Genomic DNA, 17,310 nt, shown 5'->3' with positions numbered 1-17,310 from the left:
CTCCAGGGAATACACCATGAAGCCGACATTCAGTCGCCGCCAACTGATCCAGGGCGCCATGGGGGGCTCGGTCATGCTGGCAACGCCCGCCTGGGCGTCCGACCCGGTTCACCAGCGCTTGCAGCACCTGGAGCAGGCGTTGGGCGGTACCCTGGGGCTTTGGGCGCTCGACACGGGAAGCGGCCGGCGGTTGTCTTATCGCAGCGAAGCGCGTGCCGCACTGTGCAGTACCTTCAAGGTCGTGCTGGCCGCTGCCATCCTCCAGCAGGACCAGGCCGAGCCCGGCCTGCTGGAGCGCCGCATCGCCTACACCGCCGAGCAGTTGGTGGTCTATTCGCCTGTCACTGAAAAGCATGTCGCAACGGGCATGAGTGTCGCTGAGCTCTGTGCAGCGGCACTGCAATACAGCGACAACACGGCGGCGAATCTCTTGCTGGGAGTGGTCGGTGGGCCGTCGAAGCTCACCGCCTATGCCCGCAGCATCGGCGACCCGGCCTTTCGCCTCGATCGATATGAACCGGCGTTGAACAGCGCGCTGCCCAATGACCCAAGGGATACCTCCACACCCTTGGCCATGGGCGTCACCCTGCAGCGCCTGCTGTTGACGGATGGCCTGCCGGCGGCGGCCCGACTGCGCCTGCAGGACTGGCTCAAGGGCAATACCACAGGCGATACCCGTATCCGCGCCGGCTTGCCTGAGGGCTGGGTGGTTGGCGACAAGACCGGTTCGGGTGACTACGGCGTTGCCAATGATGTCGGGATCATCTGGCCGCCAGGGCAGGCGCCCTGGATTCTGGCGATCTATACGCGAGGCCGGGACAAGACTTCACCTTGGCGTAGCGACGTCATTGCCGAGGCGACCCGTGTGGTCGTGGAGGCCTGGAAGGTGTGAGGGGTTGGCTGGGGTCCTGACATCACTGGTGTATGGCAAGGGTTCTTCACAAAGCTGGGCTGTGCTGTTGCTATGAGAGCATTTGGGGCTGGAAATCCTGGGGCCGCTTCGCGGCCCCTAATGATCACTGAATGCCTTTCAGAAGAAATCATAGGGATACTGCACGATCAGCCGCAGCTGGTCGGACGAGCTGTCCGACGCCTGGTTGCCGATGCGATGGCTGGCATGGCGCAGGCGCAGCGACAGCCCTGCCAGCGAGCCACCCTGCACCACGTACTTGACGTCTACATCCCGCTCCCAGTGCTCCTCGCTGCTTTCACTGCCGTAATAGGCGTAGGGGCTGCCTGCCGGCATGTCGCTGGCGTCCACGCCCGTTCCCTTGATGTAGCGCATGCCGAAGCTCAGGCCCGGGACGCCGAGGCCGGCCATGTCCAGGTTGTAGAACGCTCCCCAGGAGCGTTCCTTCGGGCCATTGAAGTCCACCAGTTGCGACGAGTTGGCCAGGTAGATCGAGTCATGGTAGGTGCCCGGCCCCATGCCCAGGTAGTCGAAGGGCACGTCGCCATGGTTCTTCTGGTAGCTGAGCTTGAATGCATGGGCGCCCAGGGTGTAGGTGAGCGCCATCGACCACGCCGTGGTGTCGATTGGCCCGGCCAATGCCGAGCCGGTGTCGTCGGTCTTGTACAGGTTCAGGTCGACGCCCAGGCTCTGGCCTTCAGCCAATGGCTGGATGTAGGTCAGGCCACCATAGTACTGGCGCCAGATGTCCCGGTAGTCGGCTGCATAGAGGCTTAGGCTCAGTGCATCGCTGGCAGCGTAGCTGCCACCGGCGAAATCCACGGTATCGGTCGCCACGCCGGCATACGCGGCGTAGAAGTCATCGGAGGCGTTGGTACTGTTGAAATCCTTGGCGGCGGTCAGGTGGCCCGCCTCGAGCATCAATCCGGCCAGTTCCTGGCTGGTCAGCCACAAGCCCGTGGCCGTAGCCGGCAGCACGCGCGTATCGGCGGGGGCGAACACCGGGTTGTACGGGCGCAGGTTGTTGCCGAACTTCAGCTCGGTGGCCGACACCCTGGCCTTCAACGCTCCGCCCGCCGAGCCGGAAGCATCGGCCGTGCCGTCGCCGTCGGGCACCAGCACCCCCGCTGTGCCCGAATAACGGTCGTTGCCGTACAGCTTGAAGACCTGGTAGCCGCTCAGGTCGACGCCAAAGCCGAACAGGCCCTGGGTGTAGCCCGAGGTGTAGTCCAGTTGCAAGCCCTGGCCCCATTCCCGGCGATCGGCACTGCCGCCATGGCCGTCATGGTTCCAATAGAGGTTTCGCGCCAGCAGCTTCAGGTGTCCCCTTTCGACGAAGCCCTCTTCGGCGGCCTTGGCCCCGACGGCGACCAGGCCCGACAGTGTCGCGCAGGCCAGCATACCCATACCACGTCCACTTCTTCTCATTATTGTCTCCCGCAGGATCATCTTGATGGCAGCAGCACCCGGGCACCTAGGTGCTGAGCAAGCGCTGGCGACCGCGAACATGCGCAGGCGATCGCACAGCGTGTCTGGAAACGGAGGAGGGGATCAGTCGGCAAGCCCGGCCCTGGATACCGAGCGGCCGCTCAATGGCATGGATACGTCGTCATCGCCGATGCCCACGAGCCCCTCGTTGGATAGCGCCTCGATGCGGTGGGCGGGCAGGTGCCCGTAGTCTTCGCGCATCCACTTGAGCAGCCCATGCATCTTCACCAGCAACACCAGGATGAAGGGAACGGCTGCCAGCGAGACCACGGTCTTGAGGGTGTGCAGTGGCGCGTCGATGTACAGCATGGCCAGGGGGATGGCCGCGAGCATCACGCACCAGAACAAGCGCAAGCCGGGCGAGGGATCCTCTCCCTCCTGGAGGTTGCGCATGCTGGTCGCGGCGATGGAAAACGCCACGGCGTCCAGGTGCGAGGCCAGGAACACTAGCATCAGAAAGAAGTACACCAGGGCTAGCACCTTGCCCATCGGCAGGCTGAGCAGCAGCATCGATACCACTGCCTCGCCGCCTGAGTCGTCGAGCAGTGCTGGCGAATCGATCACTCCGCCGAGGAACTGGGCGATGGCAAAGCTCTGCAGGCTGCCGAAGAACACCCAGCAACCGGCGCAGCCGCCCAGTACCATGGCGCAGATCACTTCCTTGATCGTGCGCCCTCGTGATACGCGGGTGACGAACAGCGCGACCCCCGGCGTGTAGGTGACCCAGAACAACCAGTAGAACACCGTCCAGCCCCGGGCGAATTCACCGGAGCCTACCGGGTCGGTGGCCAGGCTCATATGCACGAAGTTCTGCATCATCAGGCCGACGGCGTTGGCAACGTTGTTGAGAATGAAGCCGGTCGGGCCGAGCGCCAGGACGATGATCGCGAACACCAGGGTCAGGCCGCAGGCCGCATGGGCCAGTCGCTGCATGCCGCTGCCGATACCGATCCACGAACTGACCGAGAACACCAGCGTCACCGCGATGACCAGCGCGGCTTCCAGGCCGAAGCCCTCGTCCAGGCCGAACAACATCGATAGCCCTTTGGAAATGGTCGATGAAGACACCGTGATGGTGAGGATCAACCCACCGAAGGTCGCTAGCAGGAAGATCACATCGATCAGCCGGCCTGCCAAGCCCGCTGAGCGAATGCCGGTGATGGCCTCCACGGCGGCAGACAGGCTCAGCCCCGGGTTCTTGCGCACATGGAAGTGGTAGGCCATCGCCAGCGAGGCGATACCATAGATGGCCCAGGGCGTGATGCCCCAGTGGAAGAACGAATAGGCGATGCTGAACTCCAGCGCTTCCTTGCTGCGCGCGACGATGCCCAGCCCGGGGCTGACGTAGTAGAAGGTCCATTCCATGAACGCCCAGTACATGGTGGCCGACCCCAGCCCGGCGCAGATGAACATGAACACCCAGCTGACGTTGCCATATTGCGGCTTGCCCTCGCCGAGGCGGATGTTGCCGTACTTGCTGAAGGCGATCCAGCCAATCAGTACCACGCACAGGAAGCCGATCATCTGGATCACCGCGCCAAACACCCGCGTCGTCGCTTCGAATGCCTGGTGGGAAAGCGCCATGGATTGCTGGGGGAAGAGCATCAGGCCGGCGACCGTGAGGCCGATCACCAGGATGCTGGACAGGATGAGGGGGATGTCCACGCGGTGGACGGCGGGCACGCGGCGTTTTGAATCGGCTCCAAGCATCACGACCTCTCGGTTCTTGTTATGGCGGCCAAAGGTGACAGGGGCTTGCGGCGGTGCGCTCTCCACCAGCCAGCTGACCTATTCATGGTTTTTATGGGATAGTGACGCAGCCCAGTCTCGCCATTGCTGCCCGATTGGGTAAACCCCACGACCAGAGATGATTAGGATAAGTCCAGCTTATGGATCGTCTGCCCCTGGAGTTGTTGCGCGCCTTCGAGTCGGCGGCCCGTCATCAGAGTTTCACCGCGGCGGCGGTGGAGCTGGGCACCACCCAGCCGGCGGTCAGCCAGCAGATCAAGCGCCTCGAAGCCCTGCTGGAGGTGCGCCTGTTCGACCGTGTCTACCGGGGTATCAACCTCACCGAGGGCGGTGCCGTGCTGCTGCAGCACGTCCAGGCTGGCCTGGGCGAATTCAAGGCCGGTATCGACGCGGTCAAGGCCCGCCAGCCCCAGGAGGTGGTGCAGGTAGCCACCGACTATGCGTTCGCGGCCTTGTGGCTCATGCCGCGCCTGCCGCGTCTTCGCCAGCGCCACCCGCACCTGGAGGTCAGCATCCAGACCAGCGAACGCAGCCCCCTGGGCCTGCGCGGCGACATCGACCTGGCCATCGTCTTCGGCGATGGCCGTTTCAAGCACGGCGAAGCCCTGCGCCTGTTCGGCGAAGAAGTCTTCCCTGTGTGCAGCCCGATGCTGCTCAACGCGCGTACCTTGCCCTTGGCACCCAGTGCGTTGGCCGAGCTGCCGCTGCTGCACCTGCGAGCCGACTCGCACAGCCGTTGGTACGACTGGCCTCGGCTGTTCCGCGCCCTGGGCATCGGCGCCGCGCCCCCTACCGGGCTGAGCCTGGACAACTACAGCCTGCTGATCCAGGCGGCCATCGCCGGGCAGGGCGTAGCCATCGGTTGGCGGCACCTGGTGGACGACTTGATCCGCCAGAACCTGCTGTGCCGCCCGCTGAGCCAGAGCGTCGAGTCGCCGTTCGGCTATTACGCCATCCTGCCCGAGCGCAAGCGCCGGGCGCGCATGCTCGAGTCGGTCACGTCGTGGCTGATGGAAGAGCTGGGCAGCGAGTGCGATGCCTGGGCAAGTTCTAGACAGCCGGATGCCACCAACGCCTAGAAAAAGCTGCGCTGGGCCTTGAGCGTCACCATGCTTTCGCAATAGCGGTTGATGCCGGCATAGGCATCGCAACCCACGCCGCGCAGGTCCGAGTCGCTGTAGATCAGGTTGAGGTCGATGCCCAGCCACGGGCGTGACAGCTCCAGCGACCAGTCACTGAAGGCATCCACCTGGCTGCCGTCGCCAATGGTGAAGGGCGTGCCCAGGCGATGGTGGGCGACCTTGACCGTGAGGTCGACATCGAACAAGGGCAGGTGGCCGAGGTCGGCGAACAGCGTACCGGTGCGATTGTTCGGGTTGTCGCGCAGAGCGCCGCCGAAATGGCTGCCCAGCACCGAGATGCCGCCATACAGGGCATAGCTGTCGCTGCCGGCGAGGTAGGGCTGGCTGTAGTGGATCAGCCCCGCCTCGAAGCCCAGGCTGTCGTCGAAACGCCGTTTGTAACCCAGGTAGCTGTCCAGGCGCAGGGTAGAGGTGGGCGTCAGGCCCATGCTCGGGGCGTATTGGCCGAAGTACCAGCCGCTGGGGTGGCTGAGGTCGAGGCCGCCGTGGAAGGCGCCGACGGCACTGGGCGACACCAGCCCATGGGCCATGGTGCGGGAGGCGTCGGTGCCCAGCTTGAAATCGAAGTCGCCCAACTGGCGCTGGATCTGCTGGGCCTGTAGCGCTGGGCTGAACACCAAGGCTGCAGCCAGCAACAGAAGGGGCCGGGTCATGCTCGCCGTCCTGGAAAGCCTGTTTTGGAGGGGCAGAGGATAACGGTGTTGGGCAGCGGGGGAAACCGCACGATCCGTCACGACCAAGCCAGAGGCGCGCTGACTGGTTGGTCGCTCAGAGGATGAGCCGCGACGGTATCGGATAGCAGTGCTTTGTTGGCGGGCAAGATAATCGGGCCGCGCATCGCGTTCGCCTGTGGGTGCACAGGGTGTATGGCAATTACAAATCCAAGAAACCCAGAAAGGGGCTTTAAGTGATGGCAGCGCAAGACAACGATGAAACGCTGGCTCTCGGTGTGACCGATCCTTCGAAAACCCAAGAGGCAGAGCAGGATCGCGACCGTGAGGGCAAGATCGACTGGGTCGTCTTCGGTATCACCAGTATCGTCGCTGTCGCCTTCGTCATCTGGGGCTTTCTCAATCAAGCGAGCCTTGCCGCCAGCGCCTCCACGGCGCAATCCTGGGTCATCGTCAACTTTGGCTGGTTCTTCGTACTGACCTCTACCGTATTCGTGGTCTTCGTGCTTTGGCTGGCCGCCAGCCGGTACGGCAAGGTCCCGTTAGGGCGTGACGGCGAGCCCCCGGAGTTTCGCACGGTTTCCTGGGTTGCCATGATGTTCAGCGCCGGCATGGGCATCGGCCTGATGTTCTTTGGCGTCGCCGAGCCGCTTTCCCACTACGTGACACCGCCCCCCGGCACGGCGAGCGGGCAAACCAGCGAGGCGATGCAAGTGGCCATGGCGACCACGCTGTTCCACTGGACCCTCCATCCGTGGGCCATGTACGCCATCGTCGGGTTGGTGATCGCCTACGGCACCTTCCGCCGTGGCCGTTCGCAGCTCATCTCCGCAGCGTTCCGGCCATTGATCGGCAAGCACGCCAATGGCCCGGTAGGCCGTGTCATCGACATGATGGCCATCTTCGCCACCCTGTTCGGCTCGGCGGCCTCGCTCGGCCTCGGTGCCCTGCAGATCGCTGGCGGTCTCGAACACAATGGCTGGATTGAAAACCCCGGCAAGCTTTTCTACCTGTCGATCATCGTCGTGTTGACCGTCGCCTTCGTCGCCTCGGCGGTTTCAGGGATCGGCAAGGGCATACAGTGGCTCTCCAACACCAACATGGTGCTGGCCCTGGTGCTGGCGGTGTTCGTGTTCATGGTGGGTCCTACGCTGCTGATGTTGAACCTGCTGCCGACGTCGATCGGTGTATACATCAAGCTGCTACCCGAAATGATGGCCCGCACCAGTGCCAGTGGCGGTGAGCAGATGGACACCTGGCTGGCCAGCTGGACGGTGTTCTACTGGGCCTGGTGGATCTCCTGGACCCCCTTCGTCGGCATGTTCATCGCGCGCATCAGCCGCGGGCGCACCATTCGCCAGTTCGTCACCGGTGTGCTGCTGGTGCCGAGCCTGGTCAGCCTCGTCTGGTTCACCGTGTTCGGCGGGGCCGGCATCGACGCCGTGCGCGAGGGGAGCCTGTTGCTGGTCGATGGCGTCGTGAACAGCAACTACGCCCTTTACGAGCTGCTGGAAAGCTATCCGCTGGCGTCTGCAACGTCGGTACTGGTCATGCTCCTGGTGGCCATCTTCTTCGTGTCCGGCGCCGATGCCGCCTCGCTGGTCATGGGGACGCTGTCGGAGCACGGCACCACGGAGCCTTCGCGCGCCACGGTGATCTTCTGGGGCGCGCTCACCGGGACGGTCGCTGCGATCATGCTGGCGATAGGCGACCCGCGAAACCCCGGCGCGGCGCTCACGGGCCTGCAGAACCTGACCATCATCGTCGCGTTACCCTTCGTCATCGTGATGGTGCTGCTGTGCCTGGCGCTGTACCGCGACCTGCGCAAGGATCCGATGATGTTGCGCCATGTGCGCGGCACCGAGCTGATCGAGAAGGCCGTGCTGTATGGTGCGGTCAAGCATGGGGAAGAGTTCTATATCGTGGTCCGGGAGAAGAAATCCGCCGTCGAGCGCTCCCGGGGCGAAGCGAAGGTGCTCGAGACCTGACACTGCCCGAGTGTTTGCAGGGCAGCGCAGGCGCTAATTGCGCAAGCCGATGTCATGGCCATGTTCTGCGCTGTCTGCAGGTGTAGTTTGGAGCCGGCCGTGGGGCGCTTGCATTCACATGTCGATCAGGAAGGTGTTTGCCTTGATTGAGTCACCATTTTCGGCCTCAAACGTCACGGATAGGGCGTAGGTGGCTACCATCCGGTCGGTTGCCTCGATTCGAAGCTCAACACGGGCGAGGCCATCCGGGCCGACTTCGATAGGCGGATTGAGTGGCATGCGCACTACACGAGCATCCACGACTCGACCCGTTGTCCAAGGGGTGTTCAACGCTGTGGGCCTATCCCGGCATGAGTGATCATCAGCGCCGATAATGGCGATGATCATGCTTGTAGCGATGATCATGCCCATGTCGGTGCTGCATCGCTCGGTAATGATGGCGTTCCCAGTCGCGACGGCGCTCGGCTTCGCGGCGGGCCTGCTCCCTGCGCCATCTGTCCCGGCGCCAATCGCTTCGATGATCGTGCCAGCGGCCGTCATGCCAGTGTCGGTCGTCATGGGCCAGCAATGGCCCGGGCTGCTGGCCGGTCAGGCTGGCCAAGGTTGGCCACGGGTTTTCGGAAGGCTGTACCGGCGCCTGGGCGGTCGTGACTTTGGTCGCCAAAGCTGGGGGCGGGGTCTTCATCTGCATTGCCGATGCCGAGCCCATTGCCGCGAACGCGAACAGGCCAAGGAGCACCATCCGGGGGACATGGAGTTTCATGAACGAAGACCACCTCTGATTGACAATGGGACACGCGGCCATCCGGCGGCGGGAAAGCATCGAAGTCGTGCTCGCCGACCTCTGGGCTTATCCCATAGACCGGTAAATAGGAAAAAGTTCTAAGGACAGTACGTTGGCGTAGGGAAGGCTTCCATCTCGCTCGGGATGATGATTGCGCTCGAAGCGCTACGGATGAGTGTGATCGTACAACTGCTTGCGCTATCATGACGGCTGTCTTTCAACGTGAACGCAAGGGCATGACAGAGCAGCAGGTACAGACCCGGACTCGGCGCAAACCGCGCAGTCTGGCCCAGGAACTGGTCACGGTGCTGACTGAGCGCATCCGCAGCGGTCAGCTTAAGCGCGGCGACAAGTTGCCGACCGAATCGCAGATCATGGCCGAGGAGGGCGTCAGCCGCACCGTGGTCCGTGAGGCGATCTCCAGGCTGCAGGCGTCGGGCCAGGTCGAGACGCGCCACGGCATCGGCACCTTCGTTCTGGACGCGCCGGCCAGCAGTGGCTTGCGCATCGATCCGGCGACCATCGTCACCTTGCGCGAGGTGTTGGCCGTGCTGGAGCTGCGCATTGCCCTGGAGGTCGAATCGGCAGGCCTGGCGGCCCAGCGGCGCAGCGACGAGGCGCTGGCGGCCATGCGTGAAGCGCTGGACGAGCTCAACGAAGGCGTGTCCCATGCCTCGGACGCCGTCTCGGCGGATTTCCAGTTCCACCTGCTCATCGCGCAGGCCAGCGGTAATCACTACTTCGCCGACATCATCGATCACCTGGGCACCAGCATCATTCCGCGCACGCGCCTCAACTCCGCACGCCTGGCCCATGACGACCAGGCCCACTACATGAGCAGGCTGCGCCACGAGCATGATGCGATCTACGAGGCGATCGCCCGGCGAGACAGCGAAGGGGCGAAGATGGCGATGCGGATGCACCTGTCCAATAGCCGGGAGCGGTTGCGCCAGGCGCATGAGGAAGCCGAGGCGCAGGGCGCCTGAGGCCGATGGCTTGCTGTTCACTCAAGATCCTGGGGGCGCGAAGCGGCCCCCTGGGATCTGACGAACTCAACCAATGGTGCCTGTGCTCCACTGCCCATTGACCAACCGGCGCAGCGCCAGCGGGTTGCTGTCGCGCAACGCTTCAGGCAGCAGCGCCTGCGGGTAGTTCTGGTAGCACACCGGGCGCAGGAAGCGATCGATGGCCAGGGTGCCGACCGACGTACCCCGTGCGTCGGAGGTCGCCGGATAAGGGCCGCCATGGACCATGGCATCACACACCTCGACGCCGGTCGGGTAGCCATTGACCAGGATGCGGCCGACCTTTTCCTCCAGCAGCGGCACCAGCCAGGCGAAGGCTTGCAGGTCTTCCGGCTCACCGATCAGAGTCGCTGTCAGCTGGCCGCGCAAGCCTTGCAGCGCAGCCCGCAACTGCTCGTTGTCCTGGGCATCCACAGCGACGGTCGTGGGGCCGAACACTTCCTCTTGCAACAGCGGGTCGGCGTCTATCAACAGCTGGGCGTCGGCCTTGAACAGTTGGGCCTGGGCCTGGTTGCCGCCCTGGGCGCGCCCGGCCAGGTGACGGATACCCGCGTGGGCATGCAGGTGTCCAAGGCCTGCGGTATAGCTGTTCAACCCGCCGGCGTTGAGCATGGTCTGGCCCGCCTGCTGCTCCAGATGCTGGCCGAGATCGGCGAGCAGTTGGCTGTACTGCGGCGATCGCAGGCCGATGACCAGGCCCGGGTTGGTGCAGAACTGGCCGGCGCCGAGGCAGACCGAGCCTGCCAGTTCACGGGCGATGGCTTCGCCGCGCTTGGCCAACGCGCCCGGCAGGATGATCACCGGGTTGATGCTGGACATCTCGGCGAACACCGGGATGGGCTGTGGGCGCTCGGCCGCCATGCGGCACAGGGCGTCACCCCCTCTGAGCGAGCCGGTGAAACCCACCGCCTGGATCGCGGGATGCTTGACCAGCCATTCGCCGACACCGCTGCCGAAGACCATGTTGAACACGCCCCTGGGCATGCCAGTACGCTCGGCGGCGCGCTGGATCGCGCAGCCGACCAGGTCGGCGGTGGCCATGTGGCCGCTGTGCGCCTTGAAGACCACCGGGCAGCCAGCGGCCAGGGCGGCCGCGGTATCGCCGCCGGCGGTAGAGAAGGCCAGCGGGAAGTTGCTGGCGCCGAACACCGCGACCGGGCCTACACCGATGCGCATCTGGCGGATGTCCACCCGTGGGAGCGGTTGGCGTTCGGGCAATGGGAGGTCGATACGTGCACCGAGGAAGTCGCCGCGGCGCAAGACCTCGGCGAACAGGCGCATCTGGCCGCTGGTACGCCCTCGCTCGCCCTGGATGCGTGCCGCAGGCAGCGCGGTTTCACGGCAGACGATGTCGACGAAGGCGTCGTCCAGTTCGTCGAGCTCGGCGGCGATGGCGTCGAGGAACTCGGCGCGGCGAGCCGGGGCCAGGTGGCGGAACTCGGCGAAGGCGTTGGCGGCGGCGCGGGCGGCCTGGTCCACCTCGGCCTCGGTGGCCTGGAAGAACACGTAGGGCAGGGGCTCGCCGGTGGTGGCGTCCAGGCTCTGGAGGCGTTGCGTGCCAGTGGCGCTGCGTTGCCCGGCGATGAAGTTGTGGCCGAGGATCTCAGGCATGGAGTACTCCTGTATGAATGTGATTGAGCGGGCGCCGCAGGCCGTTCAGGTAATCGGCGCCGGATTGAACAGGGTGATGTCGTTGTGCAGCTTGTGCCGCTCGGCCCAGGTCTGCTTGCGACCGCTGGCCACATCCAGGTAGTAATGGAACAGTTCCCAACCCAGCTCCTCGATGGTCGCGCGGCCGCTGGCGATGCGCCCGGCGTCGATGTCGATCAGGTCGGGCCAGCGCTGGGCGAGTTCGGTGCGTGTGCACACCTTGACCACCGGCGCCATGGCCAGGCCGTAGGGCGTGCCGCGCCCGGTGGTGAACACGTGCAGGTTCATCCCCGCCGCCAGTTGCAGCGTGCCGCAGACGAAATCGCTGGCTGGCGTTGCGCAGAAGATCAGGCCTTTGCGCGTGACGCGCTCGCCAGGGCCGAGCACGCCCTGGATGGCGCCGCTGCCGGACTTGACGATCGAGCCAAGGGATTTCTCGACGATGTTCGACAGCCCCCCCTTCTTGTTGCCCGGCGTGGTGTTGGCGCTGCGGTCTGCCGCGCCTTGCTGCAGATAGCGGTCGTACCAGTCCATTTCGCGCACCAAAGCGTCGGCCACCGCCTGGCTCTCGGCGCGCGAGGTCAGCATGTAGATGGCGTCGCGCACCTCGGTGACTTCCGAGAACAGGACCGTGGCGCCTGCGCGCACCAGCAGGTCGGCGGCAAAGCCTAGCGCCGGGTTGGCGGTGATACCGGAGAACGCATCGCTGCCGCCGCATTGCATGCCGAGGATCAGCTCACTGGCCGGGACGGTCTCGCGGCGGCGCTTGTCGAGCTTGGCCAAGCGTGTCTCGGCAAGGGCCATGATTTGCTCGACCATCTCGACGAAGCCCAGGTTGGCATCCTGCAGGCGGTACAGCCAAGGCTCGTCGAGGTCGACCGAAGGATCGTCGGCGTGCATCACCTGGTCGGCCTGCAGCTTTTCGCAGCCCAGGCTGATGACCAGCGCCTCGCCGCCGAGGTTGGGGTTGCGTGCGAGGTTGCGCACGGTGCGGATGGGGATGTAGGCATCCCGGGCGTTGATCGCGACGCCACAGCCATAGCTGTGGGTGAGGGCGACGACATCGTCGACGTGGGGGTATCTGGGCAGCAACTCTTCGCGAATGCGTTTGACCGCATGGTCCAGCACGCCGGTCACGCATTGCACCGTGGTGGTGATGCCGAGGATGTTGCGCGTGCCCACAGTCCCATCGGCGTTGCGAAACCCCTCGAAGGTGTAGCCTTGCAGTGGCGGCAAGGCCTCGGGGACGGCATCGCAGCGCGGCAGGCTGGCCAGTTCCGGAGCGGCAGGCATGGCCAGTTGGCTTTCCTTGACCCAACTCCCCCGGCGCAGGTCTTCCAGGGCATGGCCGATGATCTGTCCGTAGCGCCGTACGGGTTCTCCCTTGGCGATATCCACGGTGGCGACCTTGTGGCTTTGCGGTACGTCTTCGACCAGGGTCAGGCCGTCGGCGAAGCTGGCGCCTTCCCCCAGGCCGCCGTCGTTGACCACCACCACGACGTTGTCATCGTCGTGCAGGCGGACGTAGCGGGGCGAGTCGGAGTGTTCGATCAACTGCATGATGGAGCCCTTCTTGTGGTGTTCACAGGCGTGTTTCACTCAATGGCGCGAGCCGGCCAGTTCGCTGCTGGCGGCCATGCCTGGCTTGGCGTCATCCTTTGGGACGTCACGCAGCTCGATGCGCTTGATCGGGCCCACGATCACCAGGTAGCTGAACACGGCGACCAGGGCATTGGCGCCCACGTACACCAGCGCCCATTTGAACGAACCCGTGGCGCTGATGATGTAGCCGATGACGATCGGCGTGGTGATCGAGGCGATGTTGCCGAAGGTGTTGAACATGCCGCCGGACAACCCGGCGATCTGCTTGGGCGAGGTGTCCGAGACCACCGCCCAGCCCAGGGCGCCGATGCCTTTGCCGAAGAACGCCAGCGTCATGAAACCCACCACCATCCATTCGGCCTCGACGTAGTTGCAGAAGATCATCGTGGTCGACAGCAGCAGGCCGCAGACGATTGGCAGTTTGCGCGAGAAGGTCAGCGAGTGGCCACGGCGCAGCAGCCAGTCCGAGATCACGCCGCCAAGCACACCGCCGACGAAACCGCAGATGGCCGGCAGCGAAGCGATGATGCCGGCCTTGAGGATGGTCATGCCGCGCTCTTGCACCAAGTACACCGGGAACCAGGTCAGGAAGAAATAGGTGATGGCGTTGATGCAGTACTGGCCAAGGTAGACGCCCAGTAGCATGCGGCTGGTCAGCAGCTGCTTGATGTAGCCCCACTTGGGGCCGTCGTTGGCACGTTTCTGGTCCATGTCCACCAGGCCGCCGTTCTGCTCGATGTGTTCGAGTTCGCTGCGGCTGATGCGCGGATGCTCCTTGGGGTTGTAGATGGTCTTGAGCCAGACACCGGAAAACACGATGCCCAATGCGCCCATCACCACGAACACGTGCTCCCAGCCGAAGCGGAAGACGATCCAGCCCATGATCGGGGCGAACAGCGCCGTGGCGAAGTACTGCGCCGAGTTGAACACCGCCGATGCGGTACCGCGCTCGGCGGTGGGAAACCAGGCGGCAACGATGCGGGCATTGCCAGGGAACGACGGCGCTTCGGCAAAGCCGACCAGAAAGCGCAGGGTGAACAGGGTCACCACCGCCCAGGCCACCGGCAAGCCGCCGACGAAGCCTTGCAGCAGAGTGAACAGCGACCAGGTGAAGATGCTGAAGGCGTAGACCTTCTTCGAGCCGAAGCGGTCGAGCAGCCAGCCGCCAGGGATCTGGCCGGCCACGTAGGCCCAGCCGAACGCCGAGAAGATGTAGCCGAGCGTCACCGCATCGATGCCCAGGTCCTTTTGCAGGCTGGAGCCAGCGATGGCGATGGTGGCACGGTCGGCATAGTTGATCGTGGTCACCAGGAACAGCATGAGCAGGATCAGGTAGCGTACATGCGTCTTTTTAGTCGCTTGCATTGATGGAGCTCCCACTAGTTATTGTTGTGCGGGGATCGGGTATGGGCCGAAGCGGGATGGCTCCGCTTCGGCCATGGCAAGGGCAGGTCGCCAGGGCGCCGCTTATTGCGGGCCCATCTTGTCCATCAGGGCTGCGAGCATCCCGTACTCTTCGGCGGTCAGGTCAGTCAGTGGCGTGCGCACCGGGCCCGCATCGTAACCGGCGATTTTCGCTCCGGCCTTGACGATGCTGACGGCGTAACCGGCCTTGCGATTGCGGATATCCAGGTACGGCAGGAAGAAGTCGTCGATCAGCTTGGCGACGGTGGCGTGATCATCGCGGGCGATGGCGTGGTAGAAGTCCATCGCGGTCCTGGGCACGAAGTTGAACACCGCCGACGAATACACCGGGACACCCAAGGCTTTGTAGGCTGCAGCATACACCTCGGCGGTCGGCAGGCCACCCAGGTAGCTCAAGCGCTCGCCCAGGCGGCGACGAATCGACACCATCAGCTCGATGTCGCCCAGACCGTCCTTGTAGCCGATCAGGTTCGGGCAGCGCTCGGCCAGTTGTTCGAGCTGCGTGGCATTGAGGCGGCAGACGTTGCGGTTGTACACCACCACGCCGATTTTCACCGACTTGCATACGGCCTCGACGTGGGCTGCAACGCCGTCCTGGCTGGCCTCGGTGAGGTAGTGGGGCAACAGCAGCAGGCCCTTGGCGCCCAGGCGTTCAGCTTGCTGGGCATATTCGATGGCCTGGCGGGTGGAGCCGCCCACGCCGGCGAGTATCGGCACCGAGCCTGCGCAGGTATCCACGGCGGTCTTGATGACTTGGCTGTATTCGCTGGCCGCCAGGGAGAAGAACTCACCGGTGCCGCCAGCGGCGAACAGTGCGCTGGCGCCGTAGGGGGCCAGCCATTCCAGGCGTTTGACGTACCCGGCCGGATTGAAGTCGCCCTGGGCGTCGAAGTCGGTGACGGGGAACGACAGCAGGCCATGGGAGAGGATGGATTGCAGCTCTTGTGGGGTCATTGTTGTAGGCATCCTGTGGCGCTTGGGGTGGGGTTTCAAAGTTGAGGTAGGTTATCGTACAACTTGGCGGGTGCCTAGCCCTCACGTGAAGATTGTTTGACGTGGAGATCTAACAGATGGCGACTACAGCGGGGTTTGATCGCAAGAGGTAGGCCGGCGAAAACAACTGTTGTCGTATCAGTTTGAGGGGTGTGCAGTGACCATCGACACCAAGCGCCTTGGCGTCGCGCTGGTTCGGCCAGCGCGGTGCTTAACGTCTGGCATCGCCTGGCGCTTGCTCTCCACGGTGGCTGTTCTCAATACTCGCGCAGTGTCGAGCTGGGCGTCAGGGTCAGCAGGGTGGCGGCAAGGGGGACGGCAAGAAGGCTGCCAGCGACGGACATGGCGGGGCCTGGGCTGGTGGGTTACGCGCACGTTAACGTGCAGGGCATTGGTTTGCCACTCGACGCATTGCTTCCCGTGGAGCTTGCCGCTAGAGTCTGGGCCAGGGCGTACGCTGCGCCTGCGGTCCGCGCGAAGGGGTTTCCCAGGCACGCTTGCTATTTTCCTTCACTCCAGCTCCCGGCTTGTCGGCGGACCGAGCCCCAAAAGGAGTTGGCATGCCTGCCATCCATGCATCCCGCCATCATGGCCTGCTCGACGTACCCGCCTTGCGCAAGCGCGCCAAGCGCCTGCTGGCGGCGTTGAACGACGGCGAGGCCGACGATGCCCGCGCACAACTGCGCACGCTCGGCCTGCCAGGCCCCGATTACCGTCTCGCCGACACCCAGTGGCTGGTGGCCCGCGAGGCCGGCTTCGCCAGCTGGCCCAGGCTCAAGGCCCATGCCGACGCCGTCGCCTTCGCCGCACGCCACCCAGGCTTTGCCAGCGACGGCGAGGCGAGCGTACAGCACTGGCGTTGCGGAAACGATATCGAGCACAGCTTGCGCATCGCGGGATTCGCCGGTGCGTTCCATATGTTCGCCGACCCCATGGTGATGGGGCCGGTGCCGGCGCTGCCCGAGGAGGAGTACTGGGCGGTACGCGCCGCTTACATACAGCAGGCGTTCGGCCTTGCCGCCGTGGATATCGAACAGCGCCAAACCCAGCAGCGTTCGGCACTGGCGCAGTTGGGCGCCGACAGCGAAGTGGTGCTCTGGTGCGAAGCGGACGCCTACGACCAACTGTTCCTGGTGCGCCTGCTGGCAAGCCTGCCCAGCCTGCCGCGCCGGCTCGAACTGATCGAAATCAACCAGGTTCCAGGTGTCGAACGCTTCATCGGGATTGGCCAACTGGCCCCGGACCTGCTCGCCTGGCTCTGGCCGCAACGCCGCGCGCTGGGCGAGGATGCCTTGGCCTTGGCGCGCCAGGCATGGGCGGCCTATACCGCAGCAGATCCGCGTACTTGGGCAGGCCTGGCCACCCGGCAGCATCCCGCCTTGCCGCTGCTGGGGCCGGCGCTGGCGCGCCAGTTGCAGGAGCTTCCGGGGGCGGCTGACGGTTTGAGCCTCACCGAGCGGCTGGTGTTGCGCATCCTGGCGGTACATGGCGAACGTCCCGCTGGCTGGGTATTCGCCCAGCTGATGCAGCACGACGAGCCGCTGCCATACCTGGGCGACCTGATGTTCCACACCTTGCTGCGGCCACTGGTCGATGCACCCCGCCCGCTGTTGCATGAAGGAGAGGGCGATAGCTGGTCGCAACGCCCCCTGCGGTTGACGGCGCTTGGCGAGCAGGTGTTGGCCGGGCAGGCCCATTGGCTCGACCAGGCACCTGCGCCGCGTTGGGTTGGCGGGGTGCGTATCGCTGGCGACCAGGCGCCTTGGGTGGTGAGTGGGGAAGGGCAGGTCTGGCGGCGCTGATGGGCCTGACTCCAACATCGATGCCGGTCAGTCAAGACTTTCAGTTGCCATTTGGGGCGCGAAGCGGCCCCAAGTGGCAGT

General features: G+C 64.6%; 14 protein-coding genes. 5 read left to right on the top strand and 9 right to left on the bottom strand.

Features of this window, described 5'->3' with window-relative positions; genetic code table 11:
• The first annotated feature begins 16 nt into the window (after positions 1–16).
• Positions 17–892, top strand: coding sequence for a class A beta-lactamase (bla, locus tag ACDI39_RS07370; RefSeq protein WP_410045533.1), 876 nt, complete (start codon positions 17–19; stop codon positions 890–892).
• Positions 893–1,030: 138 nt separating this feature from the next.
• On the opposite strand, the gene ACDI39_RS07365 is transcribed toward bla, so the two are convergent.
• Both ACDI39_RS07365 and ACDI39_RS07360 read right to left on the bottom strand, forming a co-directional pair.
• A complete protein-coding gene (locus tag ACDI39_RS07365) occupies positions 1,031–2,317 on the bottom strand; it encodes an OprD family porin (RefSeq protein ID WP_225788413.1) in 1,287 nt (428 codons plus the stop codon).
• Positions 2,318–2,461: 144 nt separating this feature from the next.
• A complete protein-coding gene (locus tag ACDI39_RS07360; RefSeq protein WP_253108022.1) occupies positions 2,462–4,063 on the bottom strand; it encodes a BCCT family transporter in 1,602 nt (533 codons plus the stop codon).
• A 224-nt stretch (positions 4,064–4,287) separates the two neighbouring features.
• On the opposite strand from ACDI39_RS07360, the gene ACDI39_RS07355 reads away from it, so the two are divergent.
• The gene (locus ACDI39_RS07355; RefSeq protein WP_225788411.1) at positions 4,288–5,226 is read left to right on the top strand and encodes a choline sulfate utilization transcriptional regulator; all 939 of its coding nucleotides are present in this window, start codon (positions 4,288–4,290) and stop codon (positions 5,224–5,226) included.
• On the opposite strand, the gene ACDI39_RS07350 is transcribed toward ACDI39_RS07355, so the two are convergent.
• A complete protein-coding gene (locus ACDI39_RS07350) occupies positions 5,223–5,942 on the bottom strand; it encodes a TorF family putative porin (RefSeq protein ID WP_225788410.1) in 720 nt (239 codons plus the stop codon). The two genes, ACDI39_RS07355 and ACDI39_RS07350, sit on opposite strands and share 4 nt — an antisense overlap.
• A 257-nt stretch (positions 5,943–6,199) precedes the next feature.
• Here ACDI39_RS07350 and ACDI39_RS07345 point away from each other — a divergent pair, with 257 nt between their 5' ends.
• Positions 6,200–7,948, top strand: a complete 1,749-nt coding sequence (locus tag ACDI39_RS07345) for a BCCT family transporter (protein ID WP_225788409.1) — start codon at positions 6,200–6,202, stop codon at positions 7,946–7,948.
• Positions 7,949–8,062: 114 nt separating this feature from the next.
• Here ACDI39_RS07345 and ACDI39_RS07340 read toward each other — a convergent pair whose 3' ends face one another.
• Positions 8,063–8,227, bottom strand: coding sequence for a hypothetical protein (locus ACDI39_RS07340; RefSeq protein WP_225788408.1), 165 nt, complete (start codon positions 8,225–8,227; stop codon positions 8,063–8,065).
• 82 nt (positions 8,228–8,309) lie between these two features.
• Positions 8,310–8,711 (bottom strand): hypothetical protein, encoded by a 402-nt coding sequence (locus ACDI39_RS07335; protein WP_225788407.1) that lies wholly within the window; start codon positions 8,709–8,711, stop codon positions 8,310–8,312.
• A gap of 257 nt (positions 8,712–8,968) precedes the next feature.
• On the opposite strand from ACDI39_RS07335, the gene ACDI39_RS07330 reads away from it, so the two are divergent.
• Entirely contained in the window at positions 8,969–9,718 is a 750-nt protein-coding gene (locus tag ACDI39_RS07330) for a FadR/GntR family transcriptional regulator (RefSeq protein WP_225788484.1), read from the top strand.
• A 66-nt stretch (positions 9,719–9,784) separates the two neighbouring features.
• Here ACDI39_RS07330 and ACDI39_RS07325 read toward each other — a convergent pair whose 3' ends face one another.
• The 4 genes from ACDI39_RS07325 to kdgD all read right to left on the bottom strand — a co-directional run bounded on the left by ACDI39_RS07325 (position 9,785) and on the right by kdgD (position 15,388).
• Complete coding sequence (locus tag ACDI39_RS07325; RefSeq protein WP_225788406.1) at positions 9,785–11,368, bottom strand: aldehyde dehydrogenase (NADP(+)); 1,584 nt, start codon at positions 11,366–11,368, stop codon at positions 9,785–9,787.
• A gap of 45 nt (positions 11,369–11,413) precedes the next feature.
• On the bottom strand, positions 11,414–12,967 hold the full coding sequence (gene garD / locus ACDI39_RS07320) for a galactarate dehydratase (protein WP_253091153.1): 1,554 nt from the start codon (positions 12,965–12,967) through the stop codon (positions 11,414–11,416).
• 39 nt (positions 12,968–13,006) lie between these two features.
• Positions 13,007–14,374, bottom strand: coding sequence for an MFS transporter (locus ACDI39_RS07315; RefSeq protein WP_225788404.1), 1,368 nt, complete (start codon positions 14,372–14,374; stop codon positions 13,007–13,009).
• 102 nt (positions 14,375–14,476) lie between these two features.
• Entirely contained in the window at positions 14,477–15,388 is a 912-nt protein-coding gene (gene kdgD / locus ACDI39_RS07310) for a 5-dehydro-4-deoxyglucarate dehydratase (RefSeq protein WP_225788403.1), read from the bottom strand.
• Positions 15,389–15,987: 599 nt separating this feature from the next.
• Between kdgD and ACDI39_RS07305 the strand changes: the two genes are divergently transcribed.
• The gene (locus ACDI39_RS07305) at positions 15,988–17,229 is read left to right on the top strand and encodes a DUF1835 domain-containing protein (RefSeq protein WP_225788402.1); all 1,242 of its coding nucleotides are present in this window, start codon (positions 15,988–15,990) and stop codon (positions 17,227–17,229) included.
• Positions 17,230–17,310: the final 81 nt, after the last annotated feature.

The sequence above is a fragment of the Pseudomonas sp. Tun-23181 genome, assembly GCF_057415455.1.
Note: the sequence above shows the minus strand (reverse complement) of the source record. Positions and strands in the feature narration are given on the sequence as shown.